Origin of the sequence: Arenibacter sp. F26102 (genome assembly GCF_023015865.1) — a bacterium.
In the GTDB taxonomy this organism is placed as follows: Bacteria; Bacteroidota; Bacteroidia; order Flavobacteriales; family Flavobacteriaceae; genus Arenibacter.
Genome location: NZ_JALKBC010000005.1, coordinates 156644 through 173815, shown reverse-complemented (window position 1 = coordinate 173815; position 17172 = coordinate 156644). Strand labels below are relative to the sequence as shown.

Genomic DNA, 17172 nt, shown 5'->3' with positions numbered 1-17172 from the left:
ATTTTCATCAAAAATAATAGGAATAGGTTCTAATACAATACCTTTGCAATCTTAATTTTTTAAAATGCGATTACATAGAAATCTAGTGTTTGCGGTTGTTGATGCGTTGAATTATATATTTAACGAAGGGGAATATGCAGATAAAGTAGTAGAAAAAGTATTAAAATACGACAAGCGATGGGGTGCCCGGGATAGAGGATTTATAGCAGAAACCACTTACGAAATGGTACGCTGGAGACGATTATATGCCGAGATAGCTGAAGTAAAAGCACCGTATAGCAGGCCAAACCTATTTAGAATGTTTGCCGTTTGGGCCGTTCTTAAGGGAATTAAACTACCTGATTGGAAACAGTTGGAACCTACACCGGAAAGAAGAATCAAAGGAAAGTTTGATGAACTATCCAAAATACGAAAATACAAGGAATCTGTTCCGGATTGGATGGACGAACTTTGTGCCAAATCATTGGGCGAAGCATTATGGACCAAAGAAATACACGCCCTAAATGAACAGGCAGAAGTTATTCTTAGGACAAATACCTTAAAAACAACCAAGGATAATTTAAGTAGTGCACTCCACGAAGCGGGAGTGGAAACAGAGTCCATAAAAGGGTATCCGGACGCCTTACGTTTAAAGGAGCGCTCAAATGTATTTATAACCGAGGCCTTTAAAAATGGCTGGTTCGAGGTACAGGATGCCTCTTCCCAATTGGTAGCGCCATATTTAGACGTTAAACCTGGTCAGCGTGTGGTAGACACCTGTGCCGGAGCTGGAGGAAAAACCTTGCATTTAGCAGCACTAATGGAAAATAAAGGCCAGCTGATCGCCTTGGACATCTATGGGAACAAACTGAAAGAACTAAAGCGAAGAGCCAAACGAGATGGTGCCCATAACGTGGAAACAAGAACAATAGAATCTACCAAAGTCATTAAAAAGTTATACGACTCTGCAGATAGAGTACTAATAGATGCCCCATGTACCGGATTAGGGGTCCTAAAAAGAAACCCGGATGCCAAATGGAAACTTCAACCAGATTTTTTAGATAAGATCATGGTAACCCAACAACAAATCCTTCAGGACTATAGTCGCATTGTAAAACCTGGCGGTAAGTTGGTATATGCTACCTGTTCCATATTGCCACAGGAAAATATACAGCAAGTAAAAAAATTCCTAGGTTCTGAAGCTGGTAAAGATTTCAATTTAATCAAGGATGACAATATTTATGCATGTAAAACAGGTTTTGACGGTTTTTACATGGCGTTGCTGGAGAAAAACCCAGCTTAGTAGTTAAATCTATACGCAAAAAAAAGAGGCTGTCAATTTTAATTGGCAGCCTCTTTTTGTATTTTAATACTTATAATCCTATTCTCACACTAGGCGCACTGACCCCAATACCAGTTCTAATTGTAGTTCTCCTAGGATACCTATTATAGCGATAAGAATCGTTATGATAATAGTAGAAGCTGGCATGGCTATGATAATGCTGACTGTGATGACAATGGGCATCGCAATGATCTCTATGTTCGGCATATGCATCCCTTTTTCCTTTCATATAAGCCCTATATGCCTTTTTGTCCCTTTTTTTCAATCGGCCCTCATATTCCTTTTGTGATTCCCAGAATTCCTCCTCCTCTTGTTCTGCCAATTCCTGTGATTGCTCAAATTTGGCATCTTCCTTGGCCCTTTGTTCGTAATAGGAAAGCTTTTCCTGTTCTGTAGATTCTACTTCTTGTGCCATAGTTCCGGCAGTGGTGAAAAGCATGACTGCCAAACTTAAAAATTGTAATCTTTTCATAATTTGATCGTTTTATTTAAACCGTGATTTTTAACACTGTTTGTATATAAAACAATCAACCTCTAATTTACCCTACTTCAATTTGCAATAAATTAGTTTTTAAAAGACCTCTTTCTTGGATTTTATGGTCAGCACATCAGGATGCATCAAAGATTCCGCCAAACTGCTCGTTTTTGGCAACTCGTATTTAAAATAGAATTTCATAGTATGGATCTTGCTCTCATAGAAGGCTTTGGAATGGGTTTGCCCGCCTTCCTGTAGATTTCGTTGCGCATGTACTGCAATATCAAGCCATAACCATCCTAAAACGACGTGACTTAAATATTCCATAAACAAATTCGCATCGGATAAATAACGCTCGTAGTTTCCTTTTTTGGCAAAAGGGGTTAAAAATTCCAAAACCTCTTTTGTTAATTTGATCTTGCCCCCCAATATTTTTGCCGAGGAACGCAATTCATCAAACTCCAATGCCTCTGTTATGGTATTCAATACTTCCGATAATAATAATTCCAAAGCCTTTCCATTCGCCATGGGAACTTTTCTTCCCAATAAATCCTGGGATTGAATTCCAGTGGTGCCTTCGTAAATACTAAATATCCGGATATCCCTATAGTATTGCTGAAGAATAAAATCGGAACAAAAACCATATCCTCCCAATACCTGTAACCCATTGCTTACAGCTACAGAACCAGCCTCGGTAGGATAGGTTTTTACAATAGGAATTATCATTTCCAATAATAGACCGTACTTTTCCTTAGCTTCAGGGTCTTTGGTTGATTGTATGATATCATAATATTTGGCGGCCAACAAAACCAAACTCAGAGAGCCTTCGGCAATCGATTTTTGTAATAAAAGCATGCGCCTTACATCTGGATGTTCAATTATTAAGCAAGGTTTTTCATTGGGATCTTTTTTTCCATCACTGGAGAGTTTTCGCCCTTGGGGCCTTTCATTGGCATACTCCAATGAGGCTTGATAGGCTGCCATACTAATTGCAGCACCGCCACGCCCCACACTGATCCTGGCGCTGTTCATCATTAAGAACATATATTTTAAACCCTTATTAGCTTCTCCTACCAACCAACCATGGCAATCTCCGTTATCACCGAATCCCAAATGCGTGGTAGAATATCCCTTTTGTCCCATTTTTTGAAAATCTGCCACTGTCACCACATCGTTCTGCTTTAAACTACCATCAACCTCAACCCTAAGCTTAGGCACAACAAATAAGGATATACCCTTGGTTCCCGAAGGCGCTCCCTCAATTCTTGCCAGCAACAGATGTACTATGTTTTCTGCATATTGATGGTCACCCCCTGAAATAAATATTTTTTGTCCGGATATCTTATAATATCCTTCATCTGTTGGTGTTGCTTTGGAAGTAATATCCGACAAGGAACTTCCTGCTTGAGGTTCGGTAAGGCACATGGTCCCGCCCCAGTCACCGGATAGCATTTTAGGCACAAAGGTTTCTTTTAGGGCATCATTGGCAAAATGTACTATTAGTTCTGCTGCCCCTTGGGTTAAACCAGCATATCCTGGTAGGTGATTGTTAGCTGCCTCCTGAATATACGCTGAGGCCGTATGGATGACGAAAGGCAACTGCAGCCCCCCTTCTCCATAATCAAAGGGACCCGCAATAATTCCCATTTCCCCACCTTTTTTCATCATAACATTTACCTGCTTATGCACCATAATGGTACCATCCTTATATACCGCCGGAGTTTCATCCATCTCTTTGAAATAGGGAAACAATTCGCGATCGGAAAACTCCTTGATAGAATTTATAAATAGATCCAAGGAATCTTTGTCATAATCTTGGTATCGTTCTGATGAAAGTAGTTCCTCCACTTCATGAACTTGGTATAACAAATATTTTAAAGTTGCGATATCTACATATTCCTTTGCCATGGTAAAAAAATAATGGGTTAGTTAAGATTCCAATACGTAAGATACAATTTACTCCTCTAATGAAAAATGAAAGTCTTGGAATCTCTACGGAATAAAACAAAAAACTGTAGAATACAATTATAGATTCACCTCCCAAAAAAGCTATATAAGTTTATTACCTTTAAATTTTTATCCAGTTTACGAATAGCATGAACAACGAGGAGTCGGCCATAAGAACCACATACTTCAGCATAGCTGGAAATATTGTTTTGGCAATAGTAAAAGGTCTGGCAGGATTTTTTGGCAATTCCTATGCTTTGATCGCAGATGCCATTGAATCCACTACCGATATTTTTTCCTCCCTACTGGTCTTGTTTGGACTTAAATATGCAAAAAGACCCGCAGATGAAAACCATCCGTACGGTCATGGTAAAATTGAACCCTTGATTACTTTTTTGGTGGTAGGTTTTTTAATTACCTCGGCTACCATAATAGCCTATGAAAGCATTACGAACATATTAACACCTCACAAAACACCAAAATCCTGGACCTTATTGGTCTTGGGAGTTATTATTCTTTGGAAGGAGATTTCATATAGGGTTGTATTGAAAAAAAGTATCCAGACCAATAGCTCCTCCCTAAAGGCAGATGCTTGGCATCATAGAAGTGATGCCATTACTTCGGTAATGGCGTTTATTGGAATTTCCATAGCATTGATTTTTGGCAAAGGTTATGAAACTGCCGATGATTGGGCTGCATTGGCCGCCTCCTTTTTTATTTTCTACAATGGCTATCTTATTTTTAGACCTGCCCTTGGCGAAATAATGGACGAACATTTGTATGACGACCTCATTGATGAAATTCGGCAAGTTTCCTTGAAAGTTGACGGCATTTTAGGAACTGAAAAATGTTTTATAAGAAAGGCGGGGACCAAATATCACGTTGACTTACATGCTATGGTAAACGGAAGTATTACAGTAAAGGAAGGTCATGACCTGTCCCATAAACTCAAAGATAAGCTTAGAACGGAAATCCCCAATATTGGACACGTTTTGATCCACATAGAGCCCAAATAAAATTTGAGCCGTTCTGCACTTCAGAATAGTCCTCGCTTAGAAATTAACAATTGCCCTCTAAAACTGTTAACTATTCTACTTAAAAATTACACATTAAAACCTTAAATTTGCAGCTTTATAATCCATACAATTTACATATTAGATGATTCATTTCTTTGGAGACCTTAGCACTAAGATATTTGCGGTACAGACCAAAAGCGACCTATCCCAAGAAGATAGTGCAAAACTTACGTGGTTGTTTGGCAACCAACCGAGGTTAAACGTGGCGTCAATCGACGCCTTTTTTGTTGGTCCCAGGGCGGCCATGATTACTCCATGGAGCACAAATGCAACAGAAATAACCCAAAATATGGGTGTTTCTGGAATTATAAGAATTGAGGAATTTTTGGCTGTGGGCAAAGATGATAAAAGCTTTGACCCCATGCTTTCACAAAAATACAATGGTCTATCACAGGAAATTTTTAAGATTGATGTAATGCCCGCCCCTATTTTGGGAATAGAGGATATTGCCAAATATAATGAGCAGGAAGGCTTGGCCTTAAGTGAAGAAGAAGTAACCTACCTTCAGGAAGTCTCCCAAAAAATTGGCCGCAAACTTACAGATTCGGAAGTATTCGGATTTAGCCAGGTAAATTCTGAGCACTGTAGGCATAAAATTTTCAACGGCACCTTTGTAATAGATGGATTGGAAAAACCATCATCGCTGTTTAAACTCATTAAAAAAACGTCCCAAGAACACCCAGGGGGTATCGTCTCTGCCTATAAGGATAATGTAGCCTTTATTAAAGGACCAAAAGTGGTTCAGTTTGCCCCCAAAAGTGCAGACAAGCCAGATTATTACGAAGAAAAACCCTTTGAATCTGTAATATCCTTAAAAGCGGAAACCCATAATTTCCCAACCACTGTAGAACCTTTTAATGGAGCTGCAACAGGTGCTGGTGGTGAAATTAGGGACCGATTGGCAGGTGGTAAGGGTTCCTTGCCCTTGGCGGGAACTGCAGTTTATATGACCGCCTATTCCCGATTGGAAGAAAACAGACCTTGGGAAAAGGGCATGAAGGAAAGGAACTGGTTGTACCAGACCCCTATGGATATATTAATAAAAGCATCCAACGGAGCTTCTGATTTTGGAAACAAATTTGGACAACCTTTAATTGCCGGTTCAGTACTTACTTTTGAACATGATGAGGGAGCTGAATCTTCAGCAAATGGACAAGGCAGAAAGTTAGGTTACGATAAAGTGATTATGCAGGCCGGAGGTATTGGTTATGGCAAAGCCGAACAGGCGTTAAAAGACATACCAAAAACCGGTGATAAAATTGTGATCCTTGGAGGTGACAACTATCGTATTGGGATGGGCGGTGCCGCAGTATCAAGTGCCGACACTGGTGAATTTGGGGCCACAATAGAGCTCAATGCCATTCAACGATCTAACCCCGAGATGCAAAAGAGGGCTGCCAATGCCATTAGAGGTATGGTAGAAAGTGATCATAACCCTATTGTATCAATACACGATCATGGTGCGGGAGGACATTTAAATTGTCTGTCAGAACTAGTCGAAGAAACAGGAGGAAAAATAGATTTGGATAAACTGCCAATAGGAGACCCTACGCTATCGGCCAAAGAAACGATTGGGAACGAATCCCAAGAACGTATGGGACTTGTAATCGGGAAAAAGGATGTGGATATGCTGCACCGAATTGCGGATCGTGAACGTTCACCGATGTATGAGGTAGGTGATGTTACAGGTGATAAACGGTTTACCTTCAAATCCGCCACTACAGGAGAAAGTCCAATGGACTTGGAGCTATCCGATATGTTTGGGAGTTCCCCAAAAACTGTAATGAACGATTCCACAATAACTAGAAAATATACAGCTCCATCCTATTCCTTGGAACACTTCCACGATTATTTGGACCAAGTCCTGCAATTGGAAGCTGTAGCCTCCAAAGACTGGCTTACCAATAAGGTGGACCGTTGTGTAGGTGGTAAGGTAGCCAAACAGCAATGCGCTGGTTCTTTACAGTTGCCCTTGAACAATTGTGGTGTTATGGCATTGGATTACAAAGGAAAAGAAGGAATTGCCACTTCTATAGGCCACTCCCCTATTTCTGGTTTAATAGACCCTTCAGCCGGAAGCAAAAATAGTATTGCCGAAGCCTTGACCAATATTGTGTGGGCACCACTAAAAGATGGTTTGGACTCGGTTTCCCTTTCCGCCAACTGGATGTGGCCCTGTAAAAATCCCGGGGAAGACGCCAGACTTTATGATGCAGTAGAGGCTATTTCTGAATTTGCGGTAGCGCTGGGAATCAATGTTCCAACTGGAAAAGATTCCCTGTCCATGAAACAACGCTATAAAGATGCAGAGGTTATATCTCCGGGTACCGTTATCATTTCGGCCGCAGGAAACTGTACCGACATCGGCAAGGTAGTGGAACCAGTTTTACAAAAAAATGGAGGGGATATCTATTACATTAATCTTTCCAAAGATTCGTATAAACTGGGAGGCTCTTCATTTGCCCAAATTTTGAATACTATAGGTGATGAGGCTCCAACAATTAAAGATGCGGATAATTTTAAGACCGTTTTCAATACGCTACAAGGTTTGATCCTTAACGGAAAGATTCTTGCCGGGCATGATGTTGCCTCGGGCGGATTGATTACAACCCTTCTGGAACTTTGTTTTGCCGACCTCGATTTAGGTGCCAATTTGAACCTGACCTCGATAGGCGAAGCAGATACCATAAAATTGTTGTTTTCAGAAAACGCTGGAATTGTTTTTCAGACCAAGGACAGTTCAGTTGAAAAGGATTTGGAAGATGCCGGAATTGATTTTTACAAAATTGGATCGGTAAGCCCAGCAGCTACCTTGAACATTAAAAATCAAGGAATGGAAATGGGATTGAACGTTAATTCCCTAAGAGATACCTGGTTTAAAACCTCCTACCTTCTTGATAACAGACAAACTGCCAACAACTTGGCCCAAGAAAGATACAGTAATTATAAAAACCAACCCTTAACTTACACATTCCCTGCACACTTTGATGGCAAGATGCCAACTAAGGCAACGTCACGTCCAAAAGCGGCAATTCTACGTGAAAAAGGCAGCAATTCGGAGCGCGAAATGGCCAATGCCATGTTCCTTGCAGGTTTTGATGTTAAGGATGTACATATGACCGACTTGATTTCCGGAAGGGAGACCTTGGAGGATATACAATTTATAGGAGCTGTTGGTGGTTTCTCCAACTCGGACGTTCTGGGCAGTGCCAAAGGTTGGGCAGGTGCCTTTAAATACAACGAAAAAGCGAATACCGCCCTAAAGAATTTCTTTGCTAGACCTGATACCCTTTCCATTGGTATTTGTAACGGTTGCCAGTTGTTCATGGAACTGGAATTGATCAATCCTGAGCATCAGGAACATGGAAAAATGACCTATAATGATTCCCATAAACACGAAAGTGGATTTACCTCAGTGGCTATTCAAAAGAACAATTCCATAATGCTTTCAAGTTTGGAAGGAGCTAATTTAGGGGTGTGGATATCCCATGGTGAAGGGAAGTTTAAATTACCCCTTTCCAAGGGTAATTACAATATTGTGGCAAGTTATGGCTATGAAGGCTATCCAGCCAATCCTAATGGCAGCGATTTCAATACCGCAATGTTATGTGATACCACCGGCCGCCATTTGGTAACAATGCCGCATATAGAACGCTCTATTTTCCAATGGAATTGGGCTCATTATCCGGCAGGAAGAAAAGATGAGGTTTCACCTTGGCTGGAGGCATTTGTAAATGCCAGGAAATGGCTGGAAGTGAATAACGGATAATCATGAACTTTAGGAGAGCAACCAAGGAAGACCTGCCGGCAATAATAGCAATGATTGCCAATGATGCCTTGGGTAGTCTCCGTGAGAAGTATCAGGACCCGCTCCCAAAGGAATATTATAGCGCGTTTGATCGAATTGATCGGGATACAAATCAGGAGCTTATGGTAATCCTTAATTTCCAAGGCGAAGTTATAGCTTCCTTTCAATTGAGTTTCCTCCAGTACCTTACCTATGTAGGAGGTATTCGTTGCCTTGTAGAAAATGTTCATGTTCGGGAAGATCGAACTGGCAAGGGAATTGGCACTCTAATGTTCCAATGGATTATTCAAAGAGCCAAGGAAAAAGGAGTTCACATGGTGCAATTAACCTCTAACAAGCAACGTCCGGACGCCATCAGATTCTATGAGAAATTAGGATTCAAAGCTACCCACGAAGGATTTAAACTACATCTGTAATTCAACAAATAAAAATCCCTTGGAAAGAAGTTGGATAAAGTTGCTTTTTGAGCAATTTTAACCTCAACTCCCTTCCAAGGGATTTACTGTTAAAAGATATTTGTGACACCGCCAAGGGATGTTCTTACTTCTCTTTATTTTTTGGAATAATCCGCATGAATAGCCTTATCAAAAGCTTCCCAATGTTCGGGCTTCATTCTTTCTGGTGTAAAAAGACAAATCCCTGCGGCACCGTTCTCCATTGATGTTCTAATTGCGGTCTCAATTTCGGACGGTAACAACCCGTGATTTTCAGGGTCATTTTCCTTTGTTTTATTCTCAGGGTTCGGACATATAAAAAGTCCACTGTAAATAGGCTTTTCTCCCTTAACGGATGCTACCTCTTCCTTGGTTATTTCCCCCACCCATTCAGGACTCTCTAAATAGAAATCGTTATAATTCATGGGATAGAAAGCGTCCAAATTCCATTTGTTCCATTCCTGTCTCACCATTTTCATAGCATTGCTAGGACCTGGAAAAACCGCAGCATTTATCTTTTTACCTTTTTCATGGACAACCTTGGCCAAACGATTTACGATATTAGTTATTAAATCATATCTAAATTGCTTCCATTCCTGAACCTGGGAAGGGTCTTCAACCTCCTTTATATCTATTCCGGATTTTTCCTTAAAATCCCCTACACATTTATCACAGTAGCAGTAATCGGCTATGGGATATTCCTCGTTCATTACCAGTCCATATTTATCCCAAAGTCCTTCTGCCAAAATAACATCCGGAAAACGGATATAATCCAAATGTATTCCATCAACTTCTTCCACGGTGGCAATGTTTCCATATAATTCGGACAAAAAGTTAAAAGAACCCTCCTTATTGGGGCACAGAAAATTATAATAGGATACATAGGCTGGTTTATCAAAAGCTGAATCTCCATTCCTATTTATGGCATAAAGATCCTTGGGTAATTTTGGATTTTCCCCTTGCACCATGGTCGGTACCCAAGTGTGGAATTCCATTCCAGCATCTTTTACCAATTTACCTACCCGTTTATAAGTTTCCGGATTATGTCCGCCGTTGTACATAAGTCCATCAATCCCTTTCTCTTTATAGTTCTTAAAGGTTGCCATAAGTTCCTGATCAGTGGCCTCGCCAGGTCCACCCGTCCATGCATATACAGGAATTTTAGTTTTTTCGGCACAGGAAATCATAGTAAAAATAACTACCGCCGTTACAAAAAGCTTTTTCATTGAATTAGTTTATTTGTTATTAAAAATTTAATGTAATACACATTTAAGCATTCTGCCTACCTTCAAAAAAGCCGAAACGCAGGGCTTCCAATATTGTATCAAGGACTGAACTTAATCATTTTGTAATTTCCGTCCTATAAATCTTAGCTAAGTAACCTCGGAAATAATATAAACAACATTATTTTACCTCAGAAATATTTCAACCCACGTATACTTGAATAAGTCTCCATTATTATCAAAAATTACCGATTGGTGTAAAATTGATTGAAAATTATAAATAATTCTATCTTAAAACATTTGGATTATAAGCATGCAAACATTGCCACACCCCTACCTATATTAGCACATAAAATGCGGACTCAATAATTATTTTACATTTTTTATACGAATGTCATTTTATAATACCGTTCCCTTTTCTTAATTTGCGATTACGAACAGCAAATAAATATGCAAGAAATCACCCGCCTTTTTGATTTTCCTTATTACCAATTAAAGAAATTCAATTTAAAAATATCACTGGTCACTAAGTATAATGGAGAATGGATAGCAACATCCACCCAAGAATATATAGACAAGGCAAATGCCATAAGTAGGGCTTTGTTGCGACTTGGTGTAAAACCCAACGATAAAATTGCCCTAATTTCTATGGCCAACAGAACGGAATGGAATATTATGGACATAGGAATTCTGCAATTAGGAGCACAAAACGTTCCTATTTACCCTACCATATCGGAAGAAGATTATGAATATGTCCTAAACCATTCAGAAGCCAAATATGTCTTTGTTTCCTGTGAGGAAGTTTTTAACAAGGTTAATGCGGTAAAGGCAAATACACCGCATTTAAAAGATGTATACTCTTTTGATGTTCTCGGAAATTGTAAAAATTGGAGTGAAATGCTGGAGTTGGGCGCCGATACCTCCAATCAAAAGGAGGTTGAAAAGCTAAAGGACATGGTAAAACCGCATGACTTGGCTACTTTGATATATACTTCAGGAACTACTGGCAGACCAAAAGGTGTTATGCTAACCCATAACAACGTGGTGAGTAATTCCATTGCTAGTTCCAAACGTCTACCAATAGATTATGGGAATACTACCTGCTTAAGCTTTTTACCTGTATGTCATATTTACGAAAGGATGATGATGTATTTGTATCAATACGCCGGCGTCACGATCTATTTTGCCGAGTCCATGGATAAAATAAGTGATAATCTAAAAGAGTGTTCACCCCATGTTATGACTGCGGTACCTAGATTATTGGAAAAAGTTTACGACAAAATCATCGCGAAGGGTACAGAACTTACCGGTATAAAAAAGAAATTATTTTTCTGGGCCGTTGAAGTGGGTCTACAATACGAACCTTATGGACAAAATGGTTGGTGGTACGAAAAGAAATTAACCCTTGCCAGAAAATTAATTTTCAGTAAGTGGAAGGCAGGTCTGGGAGGAAATCTTTCATTAATAGCTTCGGGTAGTGCTGCGTTGCAGCCTCGCTTGGCACGAATTTTCAATGCTGCTGAATTTGGGGTTATGGAGGGCTATGGCCTTACGGAAACCTCTCCCGTAGTTTCGGTTAACGATATGAGGAATGGTGGATTTAGAATTGGCACCGTTGGAAAACTTTTGGAACATACCGAAGTGAAAATCGCAGAAGATGGCGAGATATGTGTTAAAGGTCCACAAGTAATGTTAGGTTATTACAAGGATGCCGAAAAAACAGCCGAGGTCATTAAGGATGGATACTTTCATACCGGAGATATAGGCGAGATTGATGCGGATGGATTTCTCAAGATTACGGACAGGAAGAAAGAAATGTTTAAAACTTCGGGAGGTAAATACGTTGCCCCACAGTTATTGGAGAACAGATTTAAGCAATCGAGATTTATAGAACAAATAATGGTCGTTGGTGAAGGGGAAAAAATGCCCGCAGCCCTTATTCAGCCCGATTTCGAATTTGTGCGCAACTGGGCGAAAATTCATAATGTGGAATTAGGTGATAACCAAAAAATGGTTAAAAACGAAAAAGTAATTGCCAGATTCCAGGAAGAAGTGGAATCTGCCAATGAAAGTTTTGCCAAATGGGAAAAGGTAAAACAATTTAGACTTACACCGGATATCTGGAGTATAGAAGAAGGCCACCTTACCCCTACTATGAAATTAAAACGTAAAATTGTCAAGGAAAAATATATCGACCTATATAATGACATCTACGAACATTAATAGGATTTCTATATTCTGATTTATCAACAGCTTCTTTAATTTGGGTCTGTTTTTATTTCCAAACCACATATTTTTATGAAAACATATTATGCATGCATAATATATTTTCATATCTTTGGAAGAACCAACAACTCAACATGAAAGACTTAACGATAGATTATACGCTCCGGGCTACATGGCAGGCGGTGACAAAGATGTATAATGAAGAAGCTAAAAAATTTGAAAGCACCATGGCCGTAGGGTTTACCTTATTGAGCATAGACCCCAAAACCGGTACACCATCAACGGCCCTAGGCCCAAAAATGGGTATGGAAGCAACAAGTCTTTCCCGTATATTAAAAAGTATGGAGGAAAAGGGCCTAATAGAACGTAGACCCAACCCAAATGATGGCAGGGGTGTATTAATCCATCTCACAGCTTTTGGTTTGGAAAAGAGAAAGGACTCAAAGGAGGTTGTACTTCGTTTTAATGAAGTGGTGAGAAATCATGTACCCATGGAAAAATTGAACACCTTTTTTGAGGTAGCTGAGGTCATCAACAAATTAATAGCTGAAAAGAAAATTTACACATAATATTAAAACCTAATTAACACGTTTTTATTGATGAACAAACACATTAAAAAAGTAGCAGTTATTGGTTCAGGTATAATGGGAAGTGGTATTGCCTGTCATTTTGCCAATATTGGGGTGGAAGTATTGCTTTTGGACATTGTCCCTAAGGAACTTAACGACAAGGAAAAGGCAAAAGGACTTACACTAAAGGATAAAGTGGTCAGAAATAGGTTGGTGAACGAATCATTGGCCACTGCCCTAAAATCCAAGCCCTCCCCTATTTACCATCAAAAATTTGCCCAAAGAATATTAACAGGGAATCTTGAGGACGATATTGCCAAAGTAGGACAGGTAGATTGGATCATTGAGGTGGTCGTAGAGCGTTTGGATATAAAGAAAATAGTTTTCGAAAATCTGGATAAGCACAGAAAACCAGGTACTTTAATTACTTCCAACACATCGGGTATTCCCATAAATTTTATGAGTGAGGGAAGAAGCGAGGATTTCCAAAAACATTTCTGTGGAACCCACTTTTTTAACCCTGCTAGATATTTAAAACTATTCGAAATAATCCCTGGACCAAAAACTTCTCCAGAAGTGTTGGACTTTTTAAATAGTTATGGAGAACAATTTCTGGGCAAGACCTCGGTGATTGCCAAAGATACTCCAGCATTTATTGGCAATAGAATAGGTACTTTCAGTATTATGAGTTTGTTCCATGCCGTAAAGGAATTGGACCTAACCGTAGAAGAAATAGACAAACTTTCCGGACCGGTAATAGGCAGACCAAAATCGGCCACCTTCCGAACAGTTGATGTCGTAGGTTTGGACACTCTGGTTCATGTAGCCAATGGTATTGCCGAAAACTGTAAGGACGATGAAAGAAGGGAGCAATTTATACTTCCCGATTTTATCGGAAAAATGATGGAAAACAAATGGTTCGGAAGTAAGACCGGCCAAGGATTTTATAAAAAAGAAGGTAGGGAAATATTGGCGTTGGACTTAAATACAATGGAATACCGACCTAGTAAAAAGGCTAGTTTTGCCACCCTTGAACTTACCAAATCCATAGAAAATGTAATTGATCGCTTTAAGGTATTGGTAACTGGTAAGGATAAGGCCGGTGCTTTCTACAGAAAGAGTTTTTCTTCATTATTTGAATATGCCTCCAATAGGATTCCAGAAATAACCGGAGAGTTATATAAGATAGATGACGCCATGAAAGCTGGTTTTGCCTGGGGGCATGGTCCGTTTCAAATTTGGGATGCAATAGGCGTTGAAAAGGGAATTGAAATGATGAATGCTGAAGGCTTTACGCCTTCCCCATGGGTCACCGAGATGCTTGCCACTGGCAATAAAACCTTCTATACTATTAAAGACGGCGCATCATACTACTATGATATCCCCAAAAAGGCCATGAAAAAAATACCAGGTCAAGATTCCTTTATCATATTGGATAATATTAGAAAATCCAATGAGGTATGGAAAAACTCAGGTGTTGTAGTAGAAGATTTAGGTGACGGTATATTGAATGTGGAATTTCAATCCAAAATGAACACCATCGGAGGAGATGTTTTGGCCGGCTTAAACAAGGCCATTGATTTGGCAGAAAAGGATTTTCAAGGTCTTGTAGTAGGCAACCAAGCCCCTAACTTCTCTGTTGGAGCCAATATTGGAATGATTTTTATGATGGCCGTGGAACAGGAATACGATGAGCTTAACATGGCCATTAAGATGTTCCAAGATACCATGATGCGTATGCGGTATTCAGCAATACCTACAATTTCTGCCCCACACGGAATGGCTTTGGGCGGGGGTTGCGAATTGTCCTTGCACGCTGATATGGTGGTTGCAGCGGCAGAAACCTATATGGGACTGGTAGAATTTGGTGTTGGGGTAATACCAGGTGGTGGTGGTTCCAAAGAAATGACCTTAAGAGCTTCGGATACCTTTAGAAAAAATGATGTGGAGCTTAATGTCCTTCAAGAATATTTCTTGACCATTGGAATGGCGAAAGTATCAACCTCCGCTTACGAGGCCTTTGATATGGGAGTACTTGAAAAGGGAAAGGATATAGTAGTCGTAAACAAGGATAGACAAATTGCAACCGCTAAAGGTTACGCCAAACTAATGGCAGAACAAGGCTATACCCAACCCCCAAAACGTAAGGACGTTAAGGTTTTGGGAAAACAAGCTCTAGGAATGTTTTTGGTAGGCACGGATGCCATGGAAGACAGTAATTATATAAGCGAACATGACCACAAGATTGCCAACAAATTGGCCTATGTAATGGCTGGGGGCGACTTGTCGGAGCCAACGCTAGTTACGGAACAATATCTATTGGATCTAGAAAGGGAAGCATTCCTGTCCCTATGTACAGAAAGGAAAACGTTGGAGAGGATACAACACATGCTGAAGACAGGAAAGCCGTTGCGGAATTAAAATGATAGACGATTAGACCCTAGGGACTAAACCAAATGGGACTACATAATCTTAAGAAATTGAAAATATGGCAAGAGGGAATGAAACTTGTAAGAGAAAACTATAAGCTGACAAAAACATATCCAGATTTTGAAAGGTTTAATTTAATCATTCAAATGAACAGAAGCGCTGTCTCCATTCCATCAAATATTTCTGAAGGTTCAAGTAAAAGTACAAATAGGCATTTTATAAAATCTTTAGAAAATAGTCTGGGGTCAGCTTTTGAATGGGAAACTCAATTAATTGTTTCTCATAATGAAAATTATTTAGACAAAGAAAAGTTCGAAGAACTTGAAAATAAAATTTTACAAATTCAATAAATGATTGCCTCCTTTATCGATAATCTAGGCAATCAAAGTCTAGACTCTAGTCTCTAGCTGTCTAAACTCTCATTATCAAAACAAAAATAGAACTATGAACAAACAAGCCTTTATAGTAAAAGCATATAGAACAGCAGTAGGAAAAGCTCCAAAAGGTGTATTCCGTTTTAAAAGAACAGATGAATTGGCTGCTGAAACCATAGCCTATATGATGAATGAGCTGCCACAATTGGACAAAAAGCGAATTGATGATGTAATCGTCGGAAATGCTATGCCCGAAGGATCACAGGGACTTAACATGGCCCGTTTAATTTCGTTAATGGGACTTAATATAGTTGATGTCCCAGGAGTTACAGTCAACAGATTTTGTTCATCAGGTATTGAAACTATAGGTATTGCCACAGCAAAAATCCAGGCTGGAATGGCAGATTGTATCATTGCCGGTGGAGCAGAAAGCATGAGTGCCGTTCCCATGACCGGATACAAAACAGAACTCAACTATGATCTTGCAAAATCCGGACATGAGGATTATTACTGGGGCATGGGGAATACCGCAGAAGCAGTAGCAAAACAATTCAATGTCTCACGTGAAGACCAAGACGAATTTGCCTATAATTCGCACATGAAAGCACTCAAGGCACAAGCTGAAGACCGTTTTCAAAGTCAGATCGTGCCTATTGAAGTGGCACAAATCTATGTTGATGACAATGGTAAGAAAGCCAGTAAAAAATATACCGTAACCAAAGATGAGGGACCTAGAAAAGGAACCAGTAAGGAAGCTTTGGCCGGGTTGAGACCCGTTTTCGCAGCAGGTGGGAGCGTAACGGCAGGTAATTCCTCACAAATGAGCGATGGGGCGGCATTTGTTTTGGTTATGAGTGAGGATATGGTAAAAGAATTAAAACTGGAGCCTATTGCCAGATTGGTGAACTATGCCGTGGCCGGTGTGGAACCCAGAATTATGGGTATTGGCCCCGTAAAAGCAATCCCAAAAGCGTTAAAACAAGCCGGACTTAAACAAGATGACATTGAACTGATAGAATTAAATGAAGCTTTCGCATCACAGTCCTTGGCAGTAATTCGTGAACTTAATTTAAATAATGATATTGTCAATGTGAACGGAGGAGCAATCGCCCTGGGCCATCCCTTGGGCTGTACGGGAGCTAAATTATCCGTTCAACTTTTTGATGAAATGAGAAAGAGAAAAATGCAAGGCAAATATGGCATGGTAACCATGTGTGTAGGTACAGGTCAAGGTGCTGCCGGGATATTTGAATTTTTAAATTAAACAACATACGGTCTACTGATTGTAG

The 17172-nt window shown here is 39.8% G+C and carries 12 protein-coding genes; 9 read left to right on the top strand and 3 right to left on the bottom strand.

Annotation, left to right across the window (positions count from 1 at the left end):
* Positions 1-64: 64 nt before the first annotated feature.
* Positions 65-1282, top strand: coding sequence for a methyltransferase domain-containing protein (locus MWU78_RS08525; protein WP_246996954.1), 1218 nt, complete (start codon positions 65-67; stop codon positions 1280-1282).
* A 70-nt stretch (positions 1283-1352) separates the two neighbouring features.
* On the opposite strand, the gene MWU78_RS08520 is transcribed toward MWU78_RS08525, so the two are convergent.
* Both MWU78_RS08520 and MWU78_RS08515 read right to left on the bottom strand, forming a co-directional pair.
* On the bottom strand, positions 1353-1793 hold the full coding sequence (locus tag MWU78_RS08520) for a hypothetical protein (RefSeq protein WP_246996952.1): 441 nt from the start codon (positions 1791-1793) through the stop codon (positions 1353-1355).
* A gap of 99 nt (positions 1794-1892) precedes the next feature.
* The gene (locus MWU78_RS08515) at positions 1893-3704 is read right to left on the bottom strand and encodes an acyl-CoA dehydrogenase (protein ID WP_246996950.1); all 1812 of its coding nucleotides are present in this window, start codon (positions 3702-3704) and stop codon (positions 1893-1895) included.
* A gap of 188 nt (positions 3705-3892) precedes the next feature.
* Between MWU78_RS08515 and MWU78_RS08510 the strand changes: the two genes are divergently transcribed.
* The 3 genes from MWU78_RS08510 (at position 3893) to MWU78_RS08500 (ending at position 9043) form a co-directional block, all read left to right on the top strand.
* Positions 3893-4759 carry a cation diffusion facilitator family transporter gene (locus MWU78_RS08510; RefSeq protein ID WP_246996948.1) on the top strand — a complete coding sequence of 289 codons (867 nt, stop codon included), beginning with the start codon at positions 3893-3895 and terminating at the stop codon, positions 4757-4759.
* Positions 4760-4901: 142 nt separating this feature from the next.
* On the top strand, positions 4902-8588 hold the full coding sequence (gene purL / locus MWU78_RS08505) for a phosphoribosylformylglycinamidine synthase (RefSeq protein WP_246996946.1): 3687 nt from the start codon (positions 4902-4904) through the stop codon (positions 8586-8588).
* Between the two features lie 2 nt (positions 8589-8590).
* A complete protein-coding gene (locus MWU78_RS08500; protein WP_246996944.1) occupies positions 8591-9043 on the top strand; it encodes a GNAT family N-acetyltransferase in 453 nt (150 codons plus the stop codon).
* A 134-nt stretch (positions 9044-9177) separates the two neighbouring features.
* Here MWU78_RS08500 and MWU78_RS08495 read toward each other — a convergent pair whose 3' ends face one another.
* A complete protein-coding gene (locus MWU78_RS08495; RefSeq protein ID WP_246996942.1) occupies positions 9178-10287 on the bottom strand; it encodes a hypothetical protein in 1110 nt (369 codons plus the stop codon).
* 447 nt (positions 10288-10734) lie between these two features.
* On the opposite strand from MWU78_RS08495, the gene MWU78_RS08490 reads away from it, so the two are divergent.
* The 5 genes from MWU78_RS08490 (at position 10735) to MWU78_RS08470 (ending at position 17147) form a co-directional block, all read left to right on the top strand.
* Positions 10735-12507, top strand: coding sequence for an AMP-dependent synthetase/ligase (locus tag MWU78_RS08490; protein ID WP_246996940.1), 1773 nt, complete (start codon positions 10735-10737; stop codon positions 12505-12507).
* Between the two features lie 137 nt (positions 12508-12644).
* Positions 12645-13079, top strand: a complete 435-nt coding sequence (locus MWU78_RS08485) for a MarR family transcriptional regulator (protein WP_246996938.1) — start codon at positions 12645-12647, stop codon at positions 13077-13079.
* Between the two features lie 30 nt (positions 13080-13109).
* Entirely contained in the window at positions 13110-15500 is a 2391-nt protein-coding gene (locus MWU78_RS08480; protein WP_246996936.1) for a 3-hydroxyacyl-CoA dehydrogenase/enoyl-CoA hydratase family protein, read from the top strand.
* A 35-nt stretch (positions 15501-15535) separates the two neighbouring features.
* A complete protein-coding gene (locus tag MWU78_RS08475; protein ID WP_246996934.1) occupies positions 15536-15859 on the top strand; it encodes a four helix bundle protein in 324 nt (107 codons plus the stop codon).
* Between the two features lie 94 nt (positions 15860-15953).
* Complete coding sequence (locus MWU78_RS08470; protein WP_246996932.1) at positions 15954-17147, top strand: acetyl-CoA C-acyltransferase; 1194 nt, start codon at positions 15954-15956, stop codon at positions 17145-17147.
* The last annotated feature ends 25 nt before the right edge of the window (positions 17148-17172 follow it).

Coding starts and splice junctions, on each gene's coding strand:
- MWU78_RS08475 (WP_246996934.1), top strand. CDS start 15,536: ATGGGACTACATAATCTTAAGAAATTGAAAATATGGCAAGAGGGAATG.
- purL (WP_246996946.1), top strand. CDS start 4,902: ATGATTCATTTCTTTGGAGACCTTAGCACTAAGATATTTGCGGTACAG.
- MWU78_RS08515 (WP_246996950.1), bottom strand. CDS start 3,704: ATGGCAAAGGAATATGTAGATATCGCAACTTTAAAATATTTGTTATAC.
- MWU78_RS08510 (WP_246996948.1), top strand. CDS start 3,893: ATGAACAACGAGGAGTCGGCCATAAGAACCACATACTTCAGCATAGCT.
- MWU78_RS08495 (WP_246996942.1), bottom strand. CDS start 10,287: ATGAAAAAGCTTTTTGTAACGGCGGTAGTTATTTTTACTATGATTTCC.
- MWU78_RS08485 (WP_246996938.1), top strand. CDS start 12,645: ATGAAAGACTTAACGATAGATTATACGCTCCGGGCTACATGGCAGGCG.
- MWU78_RS08490 (WP_246996940.1), top strand. CDS start 10,735: ATGCAAGAAATCACCCGCCTTTTTGATTTTCCTTATTACCAATTAAAG.
- MWU78_RS08470 (WP_246996932.1), top strand. CDS start 15,954: ATGAACAAACAAGCCTTTATAGTAAAAGCATATAGAACAGCAGTAGGA.
- MWU78_RS08480 (WP_246996936.1), top strand. CDS start 13,110: ATGAACAAACACATTAAAAAAGTAGCAGTTATTGGTTCAGGTATAATG.
- MWU78_RS08500 (WP_246996944.1), top strand. CDS start 8,591: ATGAACTTTAGGAGAGCAACCAAGGAAGACCTGCCGGCAATAATAGCA.
- MWU78_RS08520 (WP_246996952.1), bottom strand. CDS start 1,793: ATGAAAAGATTACAATTTTTAAGTTTGGCAGTCATGCTTTTCACCACT.
- MWU78_RS08525 (WP_246996954.1), top strand. CDS start 65: ATGCGATTACATAGAAATCTAGTGTTTGCGGTTGTTGATGCGTTGAAT.